Here is a 15,208-nt window from a genome sequence, read left to right as displayed (position 1 = left end):
GTCTACCGTCCGATCTTCGTGGCCGAGGTGTTGCGCTCCAGGGCGACGTGCGCCCGCATGAGTTCGCCCGGGTTGGTCTGCGCGGCCATGAGGGAGAGCTCGCCGCACAGCACCGTCGCCGCGATCATGACCGCGAGCCGCCGTGCGTTCTCGCCGGGCTCGCGCTCCTCGCGGCAGCCCAGGCGCGCCAGGTTCTCCTCGACGAAGTCGAGTCCCTTTCCGTTGCCGACCGTTCCGACGATCAGGTTCGGCAGGGTGCAGGAGAAGTACAGGTCGCCGTCCCGGTCCTCGGCCACGGTCACGCCCTGGGAGCCTTCGACGATGTTGGCCGCGTCCTGGCCCGTCGCCAGGTAGAACCCGAGCAGCATGTTCGCGTAGTGGGCGTTGGCCGAGCGGATTCCGCCGGCGAGCAGGGTGCCGATCAGGTTCTTGCGCACGTTGAGCTCGGCTATCGCGGAGGCCGAGGTGTGCAGGACGTCGCGGACGATCTCGCGCGGTACGAGCAGCTCGGTGACCACGTTCTTGCCGCGGCCGAGGATGCCGTTGATGGCGGTGGCCTTCTTGTCGGTGCAGTAGTTCGCGGAGATCGAGCCGTACTCGATCCCCGGAATGGCACCAAGGATGTGCTTCAGGAGCGCGTCCGCGGCCAGCGTCGCCATGTTGTGCCCGGAGGCGTCGCCGGTGCTGAACTCGAACCGCAGGAAGAGCAGGTTGGCCACGATCTCGTGGCGGAACCCGAGCAGTTCGACGAAGCGGCCGCAGGTGCGGACGACGGCGCGCAGCTCGTCGAACCGGGCGTCGACTTCGAGCGCCGCCAGGTACGCGGTCTGCGCGTCCTTGGCCGTGACGAGCACCGAGCGCGTCATCCGCTCGTCGATGAGGGTGGCGACGATGCCCTGCTCGACCAGCCTGGAGATCTTCGCCCCACGGTTGACGGAGGGCCACAGGGGCGACTCGTACGTGGCGAGCGGGACCTCTGTCTCGACGTTCGCCACGTTCCCCGAAATCCTCAGGGGTCCTACCCATTTCATGGGTACGCCGGCGACCGCGTGCGTGTCGTTCATCGGATGTCTCCAACCGTTTCGTGAGCGGTGTCGTGGGAGCGGGAGCGGGAGTAGGCCCGGGAGCGGGTGGCCAGCCGGTGGGTGTCGATCCCCCGGTCGGCGCAGAAGGCCCGCAGGTCGCCGTGGACGAGTACGTCGCACCGGCTCAGATCGGCGGGGGTGCGCGCGCCGAGCGCGGTCATCAGGGCTTCCACCTGGTCGAGCCACGTGGTGATCTGCGTGATCAGGGCGGACGGGCCGCCGTCGAGAACGGTCCGCAGGAACCCTCCGGACACGCCCACGGCGGCGGCGCCGAGCGCGAGTCCGCGCACCACGTCGAGCGGGTTGCGGACCCCGCCGGACGCCAGCAGCGGGAGGGCGGCGTGCTGGGAGTCGAGCAGGCAGGCGGGGGCGGACTGGCCCCAGCCGTTGAGGTAGGCGTAGTCCGCGTGCTTGCGCCGGTCGTTCTCGATGCGCGCGAAGTCCGTGCCGCCGCGGCCGGCTACATCGGCCACGCGCACGCCCATGTCGCTCAGCGCCGCTATGGTCTCGCGGCTCAGGCCGAAGCCGACTTCCTTCACGATCACCGGTACGTCGGGGCCGACTGCGTCCGCGATCTTCTCGATCTGCGGTCCCCAGGAGGCGAAGGAGCGGTCGCCCTCCGGCATGACCGTTTCCTGGATGACGTTGAGGTGGATCTGCAGGGCGTCCGCCCGCAACAGGTCCACGGCCCGTCGCGCCTTGTCCACGGAGGCGTTGGCGTTGACGTTCGCCATGACGAACCCGTCCGGGTTCTCGCTGCGCAGCACGCCGAAGGTGTCGGCCACGGTCTCGTCGGCGAAGTACGCGCTCATGGAGCCGGTGGCGATGGGCACTCCGGTCTCACGGGCGGCGATCGCCAGATCGCGGTTGATGGCGCCCGTCCGCACGCTGCCGCCGGTCATCGCGTTGATGTACAGCGGCACCTTCCATTCCATGCCGCCGAACCGTGTGACCAGTGACGCGTCGGACCGGTCGATGCCGGCCAGGGCGTGGTGGACGAAGGACACCTCGTCGAACTGGTTGGATCCGCCCAGGTGGCGTTGTTGCTCGGCGGCGAACCGCACGTGGTCGTCCTTGCGCTCGGCGATCATGCTGCGCTCCCTTTCGTCTGCGTCGACTGGAGACGGATCGGCACGGGGAGCACCCCTGCGGCGGCCCATCCCTCGCGCAGGTGCGAGATCTGCTCTTCCGCCGTGGCGTCCAGCAGCGCGATGCCGCAGTCGCCGCCCCCGGCGCCCGACGGCTTGCCCGCGCCGCCGGCGGCCTCGGCCGCATCGCACAGCGCGGTCAGCGTGGTGGTGAAGATTCCGAGCCGGACCTCCCCGTCCAGTTCGGCGAGCATCCGGCGGGCGCCCCGGACCTGCCGGAGCAGCTCGGGGCCGTCGCCGCGTTCGAGCGCGTCGGCCGAGGCGCGCACGCACGTGTCGCTGCGTTCCACGAAGCTCCGTTGGGAGGCACTGCCCTGCCATGCGTGCCGTCCGAGGCTCCCGACCAGGGAGGCCGTGCTGGCCGGCCGGCCGGTCCAGCCCACTTCGACCGCCAAGCCGCGGGGCGGCGGCAGCTTGCGCAGCCCGAATCCCGGCCACGGGGCGCGGAGCGACTCCTCGATGCCCCTGCGCCGGGCGAGGTCGAGCACGGCGGCCCGGTCGGGCGCGCGGTACTCGATCCAGCCGCCCCAGACGCTCGCGGCGAGATCGCCGCCGGAGGAACGGGCGTCGAGCCGCGCCGTCGCGAGCATCGCGAGCCGGAACCGCTCCTCGTCCGACAGCTCCAGGCCGTAGTACGCGGCTACGGCGGAGACCGAGGCGACCGTCACCGCGCCGCTCGATCCCAGGCCGAGCTTGGTTCCCTCGTGGTGCAGGCGGCTGCTGATCGAGACGCGGACGGGGGTCGCGGACAGCCCCCGCTCGGCCAGCAGCCCGTCGACCACGTCGATCGCCGACACCACGTGGGTGAGGCCGTCCCGTACCCGTTGGGCGTCGTCGGCGCCGAGTGCGGTGAGCCCGCCGTCGCCCCGGCGCAGGCGCGCCCCGCCGGGGCAGAGGTCGGAATCGATCACGATGTCAGCGCCGCGGGCCGCCGATACGCCGTCGGCCGCCGATGCACCGTCAGCAGCCGATACGGTGACGCCGACCTGCCGGTCGACCGCTGCGAGGATCGCCGGGTGGCCCGGCTGCACCACCGCGTACTCGCCGACGATGAACAGCTTGCCCGGCGCGTGCCGGGTCACGGTTCTCGTAGCGGTCACGCCGCTCACGCTTCTCGTACCGGTCACTGCTCGTCCGCCGTCCGCAGCCGGGCTCCGGGCCCGCGGCGGGCGGTGAGCACCGAGCATCCGGGGGCGGCGGCCAGCAGTGTTTCGGCGACCCGGGGCGCGGCCTCGGGGTGGCAGAGCACCTTGACGTTCGGGCCCGCGTCCATGGTCGCGTAGGCCGCCACGCCGTCCTTGCGGAGTTGCAGGACGCCGTCGAGGACGGCCACCGTGGCCGGGGACAGGTAGCGCACCGCCGGCCGTGCGGCCAGCATGGTCGCGTGCATGCCGAGGGCGTTGCGCTCCGCGATCTCCCCGACCGCTTCGAGGTCTCCGCGGAGCAGTGCCGCACGCATGTCGGTCAGGTCTCCCTTGCTCGACCTCGCCCAGGCCTGGTAGAGCGGCGAGGTCTCGACGGTCCGCCGCATCGCCGCCCGGCTGGACACGGCCTTGGGGCCGGCGTTGACCAGGGCGACGACCAGGGCCGGGTCGAAGTCCGGGAGGGGCACCGGCTCGGCGTAGGAGCTGAGGTCCGCCGCCTCGCCCACGCCCTGACCGGCGTGGCACAGGGCGAAGCCGCCGAATATCGACCGGGAGGCCGACGCGGAGCCGCGCCGGGCGAGGCGGGAGAGGGCGGTGGGGTCGAGGTCCAGCCCGTAGGCGGCGGTGGCGGCGACGGCCAGGGCGGCGAACCCGCTCGCCGACGAGGCCAGTCCCGCCCCGGTGGGGACGGCGTTGCGGGTGTCGACGGCGGCCCGTTCGGTGCGCCCGGCCAACTCCCGTACGAGATCCAGGAAGACCACGACGCGGCGGTGCGGCTCCCCCTCCGCGGGCCTTCCGTCGAGGAGGACGCTGTCGGTCCGCGCCCCGGGGTCGAGCCGGACGGTGGTGTGCGTCGGGAAGACGTCCAGGGTCATCGAGAGGCTGTCGACGTACGGGATGACGAGTTCCTCGTCGCGCTTGCCCCAGTACTTGATCAGCGCGATGTTGGGATGGGCGACGGCGGTCGTCCCGCGGCCGGAAAGCCTCTCCTGCGCCCGTCCCACATTGTGGTCGATCGTCATGATGTTGCGAACCTTCCCATCGGGACTACCCAGGTACGGACGGCGCCGGCTTCGTGGAGGCTCCGCACGGTCGCCTCTGCCTGGCGCGGCTCTGCTGCGAGCGCGATCACGCAGCCGCCCAGACCGCCGCCGCTGATCTTGGCGCCGAGGCTGCCGGCCGCGAGAGCGGCGTCGACCAGCCCGTCGATCCGGTCCGTGCTGAGCCCCAACTCGTGCAGCAGCTTGTGGTTTTCTGTCATGCGCGCACCGAAGTCACGGGTGCGGCCGTACGCGAGGTCGCGTGCGGCGGCGCGGGTCAGGCGCGAGGCGCCGAGGACGAAGTCCGCCTGCGTCTGCGCGCTCCGCTCGAACTTCCGCCACAGGAGCTCGACCGCTTCCTTGGTGCTGCCGCTGACCCCGCTGTCCGCGAGGACGAACAGCCCGTCGAACACGTAGGGCAGGCCTTCACCGGGGTCGCGGCCGATCCCCTCGCTCTCATGCGAAGCGGAATGCGCGGGGGCGTACCCCGGCATGGGGACGGGCAGTTCCCGTGCGGCGCCGGAGCGGAAGAGGAGGGGAGCCGTCGCGCCGGTGGCGAGGGCGTCGATACCGCTCGACCTGCCGTGCGCCACGTTCTCCGAAGCCTGTACGAGATCGAACACCTCGCGGGCGTCGAGCCGGCGGCCGATGAGGTCCGCCAGGGCCAGTACGGCCGCCCGGGCGCAGGCCGCGCTGGAGCCGAGACCACGGCCCTGCGGGATGGCGCAGTCAATGATCACCTCGACGCACACGTGGCCGCCGGCACCCGTGATCGCCTTGAAGTCCGGGAGCAGGCACCGCAGGCCGTCCGCGGCGAGCGGTGTGACCTCCCCGGGCCCCGGACCCGCCAACGCGAAGGAGATCCGGTCCGCGCCCTCGCCGGAGCAACGCGCGTCCTCGGAGGAATACCGCGCGTCCTCGCCGGAACACCGCAACCGCCTGGCCGTCGCGGTCACCGTCAGCTGCGGAACCGGAATGGCCAGGGCCGGCGCGCCGTAGACGACGGCGTGCTCGCCGAGCAGGATGGCCTTCCCGTGGGCGCGCCCCCGTCCGATCCGCCCTTCTTCGAGCTCGGGACCCTCCGCGGAGACCGCACGGCCCGCGAAGGTCTGCTCGTTCGCCAGCGCCTCGTTCGCCAGCGTCTCGTTCGTCAGCGTCATCAGCGGGCCCGCTGCGTGGCGTTGACCGCCATCGTGGCGAGCTGGTCCTTCGCCGCGGTGGTGGCGCTGCTGGATTCCAGTACGCCCATGGCCCGGTCGGTGCGGTGGGCGATCTCGCGCTCGATCCGCTCCACGGCGCCGACGTCTACGAAAATGTCCCGCAGGGCGTCGATCTCGTTCTCGGAGAGCTCGGTGCCCGTCTTCGCCCTGAGGAACCTCGCCGCCTCCGGATCGCTTTCGTCGGCCTGCTTGAGCGCCGTCGCGAGCAGCACCGTCCGCTTGCCCTCCCGAAGGTCGTCGCCCGAGGGCTTTCCCGTCACCGCCGGGTCGCCGAACACGCCCAGGAGGTCGTCCCGGAGCTGGAACGCGATCCCGATGTCCGCCCCGAAGGCCCCGTAGGCGGCGACGAGGTCCGCGCCCGCACCGGCGATCGCGGCACCGAACTGCAGCGGGCGCTCCACCGTGTAGGAGGCCGTCTTGTACTGGTTGACGCGCAGGGCCGCATCGACGCTCTCGTCGTCGCCCGCCTGGTTGATCACGTCGAGCAGCTGCCCGTACAGGACCTCCGAGCGCACCGCGGACCACACCGGCCCGATGCGGGCCTGTGCTTGTGGCGACAGCCCCGATGCGCGGACCATGACGTCGGACCACGTCTGGGCCAAGTCCCCGATCAGGATGGCGGTTCCGGTACCGAAGGCCTCGGGGTCGCCGGAGAAGCGCCGGGTCCGGTGCCGTGCGGCCAGGGCCACGTGCGCGGCGGGGCGGCCGCGGCGGGTGTCGGACGCATCGATGATGTCGTCGTGTATCAGGGCCGACGCGTGGAGCAGTTCGAGCCCCGCGCAGGCGGTCAGCACCGCCGTGGCGTCCGGACCGTCCTGGTCGCCGCCGGCGCCGATCCAGCCCAGCCAGGCGAAGACCGGCCGGACGCGCTTGCCGCCGTGCAGGACGTAGTTCTCCAGCTCGGCGATCACGGCCGCGAAGTCCTGGCCGAGCGCGTCGGCTTCGGCCCGGCGCTGGCCGAAGAACTCACTGATCACGGCGTCGACGGCAGTCGTATCCACGGCTGCCCCGAGATAACTGACGGTCATGCTCTCATCTCCCGGTCGAGGCGACGGTCGCTCTCATAATCAATCTCGTCATCAATTTCGCGACCTATTTCGCGACCCATTTCGCGACCAACCCCGCAGCCATTCCCGTACGTGTATGAATTCAAGAGGTCACGTCACCCGAATCCGGTTCGCGGTGCCGACCCTTTCCGAATACCCACGTGATCGGCATGCTTCGATCGTAGCCACGGGGCGTCAACTTTCCCACTACTCAACCGAGTAGTGCCGACGAGCAGCAGCGGTGCGCATACGGATGGGATCCCACCTGACCGAGTGAGACATTCCGCGTCAGGGAAATACGGGAGCAACTCGTGTCACGATGAGCCGACTGCTCGCATTACGGGCCGTGAACACGTGCTCTCCACGCCGGGCAGCCATGCGGACCGCCCCCCTCACCACGGGAGTCACCATCCGATCCATTCGATCCATTCGATCCATCGGAATCCTCGGTACCGGCGCGTACCTCCCGCCGACCGAGGTCTCCAACGACGAGATCGCCGAACGGGCCGGGGTCACGGACGAATGGATCGTCCGCAAGACCGGCATTCGGAGCCGCCGCCGGGCCGATCCCGGCCAGGCCACTTCCGACCTCGCCGCGGCGGCTGCCGTCCGGGCTCTCGAACAGGCGGGCGTCGGCGCCGAGGAGCTCGCCTACATCGTGGTCGCCACGTCCACGCCCGATCACCCGCAGCCGTCCACGGCGAGCATCGTCCAGCACCGGATCGGGGCGGTGAACGCGGCGGCCTTCGACCTGAACGCGGTGTGCAGCGGTTTCGTGTACGCGCTGACGGTCGCCGAGCGGATGCTGTGCACCGAGCCCGGCGAACGCTACGGACTGGTGATCGGCGCGGACATCTACTCGCGAATCCTCGACTACTCCGACCGCCGGACCGCCATTCTCTTCGGTGACGGCGCCGGGGCCGTGGTCCTCGGCCCCGCCCCGAACGACCGCGGCATATTCGCCAGTTCGCTGCTCACCCGGGGCGACCAGCACGAGCTGATCAGCGTGCCGGCCGGCGGCAGCCGGACCCCGGCCAGCGTCCGGACGCTGGAGGAGGGACTCCAGTACTTCCGGATGGACGGCCGTCGGGTCCGCGAGTTCGTACAGGACAACCTGCCCGGGGCCGTCGCGGACCTGCTGGCCGGGGCGGGGCTGGACCCGCGCGAGGTGCGCCACGTCGTCGCCCACCAGGCGAACGCGGTGATGCTCCGGGAGGTCTGGCCCTCGCTCGGACTGCCCGGGGCCGGCTTCCACCTGGCCCTGGAGTCCTACGGCAACACCGGCGCGGCCTCCGTACCCATCACCCTCGACCTCGCCCACCGCGAGGGATCCCTCGCCGACGGAGACGTGGTCCTGCTCACGGGCTTCGGCGGCGGCATGTCGGTGGGCTCGGCGCTGACCCGCTGGCTGCCCACCCGGCACGCGGGTCCGGCCCGGGAGGCGGCCTGCGCCGCGGCCCCCGTACAGGCGGGATGAGGGTCCGGGGTCGGGTTCTGGTCTTGGTCCTGATCCGGGTCCTGATCCGGGTCCTGATCCGGGTCCTGATCCGGGGTCCTACGCGCCTTCGATCGAATAGATGGCGGCTTTGCTCGAGAAGCTCGCGGCTCCGCGCGCCAGCTCGACGCGGGTGTTGATGTTGAGCTTCCGGTAGATCTTCCTGAGGTGGTAGTTCACCGTGTGCGCCGACAGGTGGACCCGGTTGGCGATCTGCTGGTTCGTCATCCCCGCGCTGACCAGGTACGCGATGCGCCGCTCCGTGTCGGAGAGACCGGACCAGCAGGTGGAGTTGAGCGGTGACGCCCCCGCTTCGGGCTTCGCCTGCGAGGGACCGGCCTTCGCACCGTAGATCTTGGCGAGCTCCTCCGTCGCGAGCGCGACCGAGAGCGGGTCCGGCGACTGCGCGATGATCCGCGACAGCACGGCCGGATCGCCGCTGACCAGGGCGTTCGCGTGCAGGGCGCTGAGGCCGAGCACGGAGATGCCGGGGTTGTCGCCCGCGAGGCCGTCCACCGTGTCGAGAACGCTGTCCTTGAGCTGGGTGTCCCCCACGTCCAGCGCGAGGCGCACCAGGAACGCGGCGGCCGCCGGGTCCTCGATGTACAGGCTGCGCTGTGTCGGCAGATGGCCGTACTTGTCGGAGAACAGCTCGACGGCCGCCCTCGGCCCCTCCCTCTTCACCGCGATGCGCACGTCCGTCCAGGCGTACTGCGGGGAGTAGAGGACCGCCTGATCCGTCTCGAACTCGCCCTGCACCCGCTTCAGGTAGTCGGTCGCCGCGGGCAGGTCCCCCTTGTAGAGGGAGATGGTGCTGAGCACCGAGTAGGCAAGGGGCCGCAGCATCAAGGCCGCGTCCCGGTCGACCGCGGTGGTCGCCAGTTCCGCCTGCCGGCGGGCGTCCGCGACCCGTCCCGCCTGGAGGAACAGCCGGGCGCGCATCGCCGCGGGCGCGGCGTCCCAGACGCGTGTGCCCAGTGCGTGCAGGCCGGCTTCCGCGTCGTCGATCAGCGATTCGGCCTTGCCGAACTCGCGCAGGTTCGCGAGCTTCCCGGCCAGTGCCAGCCGGAAGTGCAGGCTCCACACGGGATCCGCGCCCTCGCCGTACCGCACCGCGGCGCGGCCCAGGCTGAGCCCCTCGCCCAGCTCTCCCGCACGCCAGCGGGCATTGGAGAGCGCCGTCAGCGCCATCAGGCCGGCCACGTCGCCCGGTCCGGCCGCCTGCTCCCGCAGGATCCTCGCGGAGCGCTTCTCCGCCTCCTCCATGCCCAGCAGGGAATACCCCAGGATCACGGAGGCTTCCGCGTCGAGCCGGGCGGTGGCCGAACTCGTGGAGCTGGACAGGACGCGCTCCGCCGCGCGGATTCCGGCCGTCGCCCTTCCGTCCATGATCAGGCCGTGGGACGTCGAGTAGACCTCGCCGGAGTCACCCGCCGCCCCCGCCCCCGGATCGGCCGGACGGTCGGCCGTCCACAGCGGGTGCCCGGCCGCCCACAGCTGCCGGTCGTACGGTTCCGCGTGCCTCCTGGAGTGCCCCATCGCCTCGCGCTGCAACGCGCCGCGAGCGGGAGCGGGGATCGACTCGATGACCCCGGTCAGGAGGAAGTCGCTCTGAAATACGAGTTGGTGTTCCGCCGCGATGACGAAACCAGAGGAAATGGCTTCTTCCAGGGACGAGAGCAGGCTGGCCGCGGATTTGTCGAGCATGCGGGAAACGTCCTCCAGCATGAAGGACCTGCCCAGGACTGCCGCCACTTTGAGGAACCGCTGACAGTCCGTGCTGAGATCGCCGAGCAGCCGTTTCACGAACGCCACCACACGGCCCGGTACCCTGTATTCCGTCAGCCCGACCGTTCCGCCGTGCTCCTTTACGAGCCCTTCCTCCACGAGTCCGGTAGCGCATTCGGCGAGCAGCCGGGAATTCCCGCCGGCGTCCGCCGCGAAGTCGAGCAGCCCTTGATCCGGTTCGCCGCCGAGGATGTCCCGCAGGATCTGTTCTCCGGCGGTGTCTTCACCCACCCGGTCCGGGGCCTGGCGTTGCGCGACGATCGCACCGCCGACCACGGCCTTCGGACTGCGGTTCTCCACGAGCAATTTCGTTGCCATGACCCCGGCTTACCCCCGTATATAGTCCGCCGCGCTACCACTTCGGCAAAGAAGGCTCGACCCTCCTCCGAGGATCTTACGAACCCCGGCCGGGTCTTGACTTGGAGAACTATTGCCACGGACTCCCCTATGAATCACCGAAGGCGCCGCGCTTTCAGCCCGCCAGGGCGAGCGTCAGGGGGAGCACCTGGTCGGCGCCGCTCTGGCGCAGGAGGCGTGCGCCCACGGCCAGGGTCCAGCCGGAGTCGGCGTAGTCGTCGACGAGCAGGACCGGTCCGGGGTTGGCGGCCAGTGCGGCGGCGAGTTCGGCGGGGACCGCGAAGGAGGCGGCCAGGGCGCGCAGCCGCTGGGCGGAGTTGCTGCGGTGTGCGCCGTACTCGCCGGCCTGCGGGGTGTAGGCGAGGCTGCCCAGGAGCGGGAGCCGGCCGACCCGGGCCAGGCCCTCGGCGAGCGAGCCCACCAGCTGCGGGCGGGAGCGGGAGGGCATGGCCACGATCCCCACGGGCCGGGCCGTCGCGCCGCCGGCCCAGCCGCCCGGCGAGCGGGCCCAGTCGGCGACCACCGTCACCACGGCCGCCAGCACGTCGTCCGGAATCGGGCCGTCCGCGGCCTGCTCCGCCAGGATCGGGCGCAGCCGGTTGCCCCAGCCGATGTCCGACAGCCGTCCCAGCGCGCGTCCCGTGGCCGCCTGCTGGCCGGCGGGGATGCGGCCCTTGAGGTCGACGCCGACCGCGGGCATGCCGGAGGGCCACATGCGGCGGGGTTCGACCTCGACGCCCGGGCGGTCCAGCTCGCCGGTCGCCGTGTCGAGGGCGCCGTGGGACACCGCCGGGTCGAGCCAGGGCCCGGCGCAGGAGTCGCAGCGGCCGCAGGGGGTCGCCTTCTCGTCGTCGAGCTGCCGCTGCAGGAACTCCATGCGGCACCCCGTGGTGGCCACGTAGTCCCGCATGGCCTGCTGCTCGGCCTGCCGCTGCCGGGCCACCCACTCGTACCGCTGCGCGTCGTACGCCCAGGGCTGTCCGGTGGAGGTCCAGCCGCCCTTCACGCGCTTGACCGCGCCGTCCACGTCCAGGACCTTGAGCATCGTCTCCAGCCGCGACCGGCGCAGGTCCACCAGCGGCTCCAGCGCCGGCAGCGACAACGGGCGTCCCGCCTGCTCCAGCACGTCCAGGGTCCGCCGGACCTGCTCCTCGGGAGGGAAACCGACCGAGGCGAAGTACGCCCAGATGGCCTCGTCCTCCCGGCCCGGCAGCAGCAGCACGTCGGCGTGGTCGACGCCGCGCCCCGCACGCCCCACCTGCTGGTAGTAGGCGATCGGGGACGAGGGGGAGCCCAGGTGCACCACGAACCCCAGGTCCGGCTTGTCGAAGCCCATGCCCAGGGCGGAGGTCGCCACCAGCGCCTTCACCCGGTTCGCGAGCAGGTCCTCCTCGGCCTGGAGCCGGTCGGCGTTCTCCGTCTTGCCCGTGTACGAGGCCACCGGATAGCCGCGCTGGCGCAGGAAAGCGGCGACCTCCTCCGCGGCCGCCACCGTCAGCGTGTAGATGATCCCCGAGCCGGGCAGGTCGCCCAGCCGCTCCCCCAGCCACGCCAGCCGGTGCGCGGCGTTCGGCAGCTCCAGCACGCCCAGCCGCAGGCTCTCCCGGTCCAGCGGGCCGCGCAGGACCAGGGCGCCCCCGCCTCCCGTGCCCAGCTGCTCGGCCACGTCCGCCGTGACCCGTGCGTTGGCCGTCGCGGTGGTGGCGAGCACGGGCACGCCGGGGGCGAGCTCGGCGAGCATGGTGCGCAGCCGGCGGTAGTCGGGGCGGAAGTCGTGGCCCCAGTCGGAGATGCAGTGGGCCTCGTCGACCACCAGGAGGCCGGTCGTGGCCGCGAGCTTGGGGAGCACCTGCTCGCGGAAGTCCACCGAGTTCAGGCGCTCGGGGCTCACGAGGAGCACGTCGGTCTCGCCCCGCTCGACCTCCCCGTAGATCGTCTCCCACTCCTCCGGGTTGGCCGAGTTGATCGTCCGGGCCTGGATCCCGGCCCGCGCCGCCGCGTCGACCTGGTTGCGCATCAGCGCGAGGAGCGGCGAGATGATCACCGTCGGGCCCGCCCCGCGGCGGCGCAGCAGGGCCGTGGCCACGAAGTACACCGCCGATTTGCCCCACCCCGTGCGCTGCACCACCAGGGCCCGTCGGCGCTCCTCCACCAGGGCGGACACCGCCTGCCACTGGTCCTCCCGCAGCCGGGCCGAACCCCCCGGGGCACCGACCAGCTCAGCGAGGATGGCATCGGCTTCAGCGCGGAGCTCCAGGTTGTCCATGCCCCCATGCAACCCGATGCCTAGGACAATCGGCCAATTCACCCAGCGTGACATCGGGCCCACGAGCCGTCCGCCCCGCCGTCCGCCCCGCCGCGCGGCCGCCGCACCGGACCTGGCGTAGAAGTGCACCGAAGGGCGCCGAAGGGGTGTTTCCCCTGGTGCCCGCGTTCCGGCCCCGCCCGAATGCGTCATCTTCGGCGTGGCGGGGCAAGGATATGAACGGCATACCGGCGAATTCCGGTCGGCGGCTCCAATTGCTCGTTGCCGCATGCTCACGGGCCACGCGAGAATTGTCTTGCTCCCGCTCGGCTCGACGGCGCATCCCTGGGCCGTGCCGCGGCGCGCCCGCACTCCAGCTGTGCCCGTACGCGGGCGTGTACCCGAAGGGAGGACCGTGACCTTCGGATTCGCCCCGCCCTCGACCACGTCCCTGAGAACGGCCACCGGCGGCGCCAGCCGGCACGGCAGACTGCTGGAACCCTCCGAGTGGACGGCGTCGGGCGTCCCCCTGCTGCGCAACCCGCGCGAGGTCGTCAGCGGACTGCACTCGCGGCACGGCCCCGTCCCGTCCACGGCGGTGATCGCCGTGCTCGGGCCCGAGGAGCGGCTCGTGGCCAGCGCCTCCTTCGTGCAGCGCTCCACCACGGCCGACGGCTGGGAGTACCGCAACGCCCTGCTCTCCCGGCTGCGCCGGGTCATTCCGCACGACCTGCGGCGGCGGACCCCGGTACGCACCGCCGTGCTGCTGTTCTGCCGCGACGGCGACGAGCGCTGGACCGAGGAGGACGGGGCCTGGATGTGGGGGCTGCGTGACGCCTGCACCCTGCACGGGCTGCGCTGCGGCGCCTACATCACGCTGACCCGGGGCGGCTGGCAGGTGCTGGGCGAGGGCCGCGGCGGCCGGAGCCCCAGCTCGGAGTCCCGGCCCGAGCGCCTCGGCGATGCGCCGTCCGAGTTCGCCCCGCTCTCGCTGCGCAGCGGCGGTGGGGCCACGGAGGCCTTGCGCCGCACCGCGGCGCGCTGAGCCGCCGCCACCGCACCCCGGGCGCCCGGGCACGGAGCGCGCAGGGCTTCGTACCAGGGAACGACCAAGGGCCGTACACCCGGAGCGGGCGTACGGCTGGTCAGGCCTCGGACTTCGGCAGGGCCGGCCACCGGCCCGCCCCGCCCCTCGACCGTGGCGGGGTACGGGGCGTCAGACGCCCGCACCCAGCACGGAGTTGATCTGCTGCGGCTCGCCGCACACGATCAGGAGCGCGCCGGCTCGCGCGAGGGCGACCGGCAGGGCTCCGGCAGCCGCGTCGGCGGGTCCGCCGTTGACCGCGAAGACCACGACGGGACGGCCGGCGGCGCGCTTCACCTGCGCCGCGTCGGCGTAGAAGACGTCGTCCCCGGCATCGTGCAGGGCCCAGTACGCGGCCTCGCCGAAGGACAGCTCGTGCGCGGCCCACGGGTGCGGGTCGCCGGTGGTGAGCAGCAGGATGTCACCGGGCGCCCGCCCGGTGTCGAGCAGCAGGTCCACGGCCTCTTCGGCCGCGTCCAGCGCGCCCTCGGCGGATGCCGGGATCAGCTGGACCTGCGGCACCGATGCCGAGACCGAGGGGGTGGTGGAAGCCGCGGGAACGCGGGCGGCCTGCGGCTTGCGGGGTGCGGGCGGCGCGGGCCTGGGGGCGGGACGGGGACCGGGTACGGGGCGGGGGGTCTGCGCGGTGCGGCTCGCGGCCGGCGTGACGCGGGGACCCTGGGCACTCTCGTGAATCTGAGGCTCCTCGGGGGCGGGGGTGAGAGGCATGAGCTGATATTCATCAAACACCGGTGCGAAACGTACCGGTTGGTGGCACGTGCGTGCGATCAGAAATCGAAGCCGAGTTGGCCTCCGTTTTCCAGCTCCATCGCTTCCTCGCTGCGGCGCACCTTCTTGAGGTGGCTCCAGCGGGGCAGCGCGTCGAGGTAGGACCAGGAGAGCCGGTGGTACGCGGTCGGACCCTGCTCCTCCAGTGCCGCCCGGTGCACGGGCGAGGGGTATCCGGCGTTGGCGGCGAAAGCGAAGTCCTCTATTCCGCCGCCCTGTTCGCCGATCTCGGCCATCATCCGGTCGCGCCGGACCTTGGCGATCACCGAGGCCGCGGCGACGGCGACGCAGGACTGGTCGCCCTTGATCACCGTCCGGACCTGCCAGGGCGCACCGAGGTAGTCGTGCTTGCCGTCGAGTATCACCGCGTCGGGCCGCACGGGCAGCGCCTCCAGGGCGCGCACCGCGGCGAGGCGCAGGGCGGCGGTCATCCCGAGCTCGTCGATCTCCTCGGGGGACGAGTGGCCCAGGGCGTAGGCCGTGACCCAGTCCTCCAGGACGCCGACGAGCGCGTCACGGCGCTTGGCGGTGAGCAGTTTGGAGTCGGTGAGTCCCGCGGGCGGCCGGCGCAGACCGGTGATCGCCGCGCAGACGGTGACGGGACCGGCCCAGGCCCCTCGTCCGACTTCGTCGACCCCGGCGATGACCTTGGCGCCGGTGGTCGCCCGGAGGGAGCGTTCGACGGTGTGAGTGGGTGCTTCGTACGGCATGGCGCCAGCAAGGTTACGCCGCCCCGGGCCGCCTGCACACCCCGCCCCCTCCTCGC

12 protein-coding genes are annotated in these 15,208 nt (G+C 72.0%); 2 read left to right on the top strand and 10 right to left on the bottom strand.

Going from position 1 to position 15,208, the window contains the following annotated elements:
• Positions 1-2 precede the first annotated feature (2 nt).
• From ACFWNV_RS00185 to ACFWNV_RS00160, 6 genes are read right to left on the bottom strand one after another with little or no spacing between them, the layout of a single operon-like run.
• A complete protein-coding gene (locus ACFWNV_RS00185) occupies positions 3-1,064 on the bottom strand; it encodes a hydroxymethylglutaryl-CoA reductase (RefSeq protein WP_383937992.1) in 1,062 nt (353 codons plus the stop codon).
• Complete coding sequence (fni, locus tag ACFWNV_RS00180) at positions 1,061-2,176, bottom strand: type 2 isopentenyl-diphosphate Delta-isomerase (RefSeq protein WP_383937990.1); 1,116 nt, start codon at positions 2,174-2,176, stop codon at positions 1,061-1,063. The genes ACFWNV_RS00185 and fni overlap by 4 nt, the downstream gene beginning before the upstream one ends.
• On the bottom strand, positions 2,173-3,333 hold the full coding sequence (locus ACFWNV_RS00175) for a phosphomevalonate kinase (RefSeq protein WP_383937987.1): 1,161 nt from the start codon (positions 3,331-3,333) through the stop codon (positions 2,173-2,175). The genes fni and ACFWNV_RS00175 overlap by 4 nt, the downstream gene beginning before the upstream one ends.
• A 23-nt stretch (positions 3,334-3,356) precedes the next feature.
• Positions 3,357-4,400, bottom strand: a complete 1,044-nt coding sequence (gene mvaD, locus ACFWNV_RS00170) for a diphosphomevalonate decarboxylase (RefSeq protein WP_383937984.1) — start codon at positions 4,398-4,400, stop codon at positions 3,357-3,359.
• Entirely contained in the window at positions 4,397-5,578 is a 1,182-nt protein-coding gene (gene mvk / locus ACFWNV_RS00165; protein WP_383937981.1) for a mevalonate kinase, read from the bottom strand. The genes mvaD and mvk overlap by 4 nt, the downstream gene beginning before the upstream one ends.
• The gene (locus tag ACFWNV_RS00160) at positions 5,578-6,666 is read right to left on the bottom strand and encodes a polyprenyl synthetase family protein (RefSeq protein ID WP_383937978.1); all 1,089 of its coding nucleotides are present in this window, start codon (positions 6,664-6,666) and stop codon (positions 5,578-5,580) included. Before ACFWNV_RS00160 ends, mvk begins: the two co-directional genes overlap by 1 nt.
• Before the next feature lie 394 nt (positions 6,667-7,060).
• Between ACFWNV_RS00160 and ACFWNV_RS00155 the strand changes: the two genes are divergently transcribed.
• Positions 7,061-8,161 (top strand): 3-oxoacyl-ACP synthase III family protein, encoded by a 1,101-nt coding sequence (locus ACFWNV_RS00155; RefSeq protein WP_383937975.1) that lies wholly within the window; start codon positions 7,061-7,063, stop codon positions 8,159-8,161.
• 78 nt (positions 8,162-8,239) lie between these two features.
• Here ACFWNV_RS00155 and ACFWNV_RS00150 read toward each other — a convergent pair whose 3' ends face one another.
• Together ACFWNV_RS00150 and ACFWNV_RS00145 are read right to left on the bottom strand one after the other, a co-directional pair.
• Positions 8,240-10,285, bottom strand: coding sequence for a LuxR C-terminal-related transcriptional regulator (locus tag ACFWNV_RS00150; protein WP_383937973.1), 2,046 nt, complete (start codon positions 10,283-10,285; stop codon positions 8,240-8,242).
• 154 nt (positions 10,286-10,439) lie between these two features.
• A complete protein-coding gene (locus ACFWNV_RS00145) occupies positions 10,440-12,590 on the bottom strand; it encodes a RecQ family ATP-dependent DNA helicase (protein WP_383937970.1) in 2,151 nt (716 codons plus the stop codon).
• A gap of 394 nt (positions 12,591-12,984) precedes the next feature.
• Between ACFWNV_RS00145 and ACFWNV_RS00140 the strand changes: the two genes are divergently transcribed.
• A complete protein-coding gene (locus ACFWNV_RS00140) occupies positions 12,985-13,614 on the top strand; it encodes a hypothetical protein (RefSeq protein ID WP_383937967.1) in 630 nt (209 codons plus the stop codon).
• Positions 13,615-13,785: 171 nt separating this feature from the next.
• Here ACFWNV_RS00140 and ACFWNV_RS00135 read toward each other — a convergent pair whose 3' ends face one another.
• On the bottom strand, positions 13,786-14,382 hold the full coding sequence (locus ACFWNV_RS00135) for a hypothetical protein (RefSeq protein WP_383937965.1): 597 nt from the start codon (positions 14,380-14,382) through the stop codon (positions 13,786-13,788).
• A 59-nt stretch (positions 14,383-14,441) separates the two neighbouring features.
• Positions 14,442-15,152 carry a ribonuclease HII gene (locus ACFWNV_RS00130; RefSeq protein ID WP_383937962.1) on the bottom strand — a complete coding sequence of 237 codons (711 nt, stop codon included), beginning with the start codon at positions 15,150-15,152 and terminating at the stop codon, positions 14,442-14,444.
• Between the last annotated feature and the right edge of the window lie 56 nt (positions 15,153-15,208).

Origin of the sequence: Streptomyces sp. NPDC058401 (assembly GCF_042722885.1) — a bacterium.
Taxonomy (GTDB): domain Bacteria; phylum Actinomycetota; class Actinomycetes; order Streptomycetales; family Streptomycetaceae; genus Streptomyces.
This window is presented reverse-complemented; position numbering and strand designations above follow the sequence as displayed.

What these genes read in the sequence shown, in the direction of transcription:
- ACFWNV_RS00185 (WP_383937992.1), bottom strand. Translation starts at nt 1,064, where the DNA reads ATGAACGACACGCACGCGGTCGCCGGCGTACCCATGAAATGGGTAGGA.
- fni (WP_383937990.1), bottom strand. Translation starts at nt 2,176, where the DNA reads ATGATCGCCGAGCGCAAGGACGACCACGTGCGGTTCGCCGCCGAGCAA.
- mvaD (WP_383937984.1), bottom strand. Translation starts at nt 4,400, where the DNA reads ATGACGATCGACCACAATGTGGGACGGGCGCAGGAGAGGCTTTCCGGC.
- mvk (WP_383937981.1), bottom strand. Translation starts at nt 5,578, where the DNA reads ATGACGCTGACGAACGAGACGCTGGCGAACGAGGCGCTGGCGAACGAG.
- ACFWNV_RS00160 (WP_383937978.1), bottom strand. Translation starts at nt 6,666, where the DNA reads ATGACCGTCAGTTATCTCGGGGCAGCCGTGGATACGACTGCCGTCGAC.
- ACFWNV_RS00155 (WP_383937975.1), top strand. Translation starts at nt 7,061, where the DNA reads ATGCGGACCGCCCCCCTCACCACGGGAGTCACCATCCGATCCATTCGA.
- ACFWNV_RS00150 (WP_383937973.1), bottom strand. Translation starts at nt 10,285, where the DNA reads ATGGCAACGAAATTGCTCGTGGAGAACCGCAGTCCGAAGGCCGTGGTC.
- ACFWNV_RS00145 (WP_383937970.1), bottom strand. Translation starts at nt 12,590, where the DNA reads ATGGACAACCTGGAGCTCCGCGCTGAAGCCGATGCCATCCTCGCTGAG.
- ACFWNV_RS00135 (WP_383937965.1), bottom strand. Translation starts at nt 14,382, where the DNA reads ATGCCTCTCACCCCCGCCCCCGAGGAGCCTCAGATTCACGAGAGTGCC.
- ACFWNV_RS00130 (WP_383937962.1), bottom strand. Translation starts at nt 15,152, where the DNA reads ATGCCGTACGAAGCACCCACTCACACCGTCGAACGCTCCCTCCGGGCG.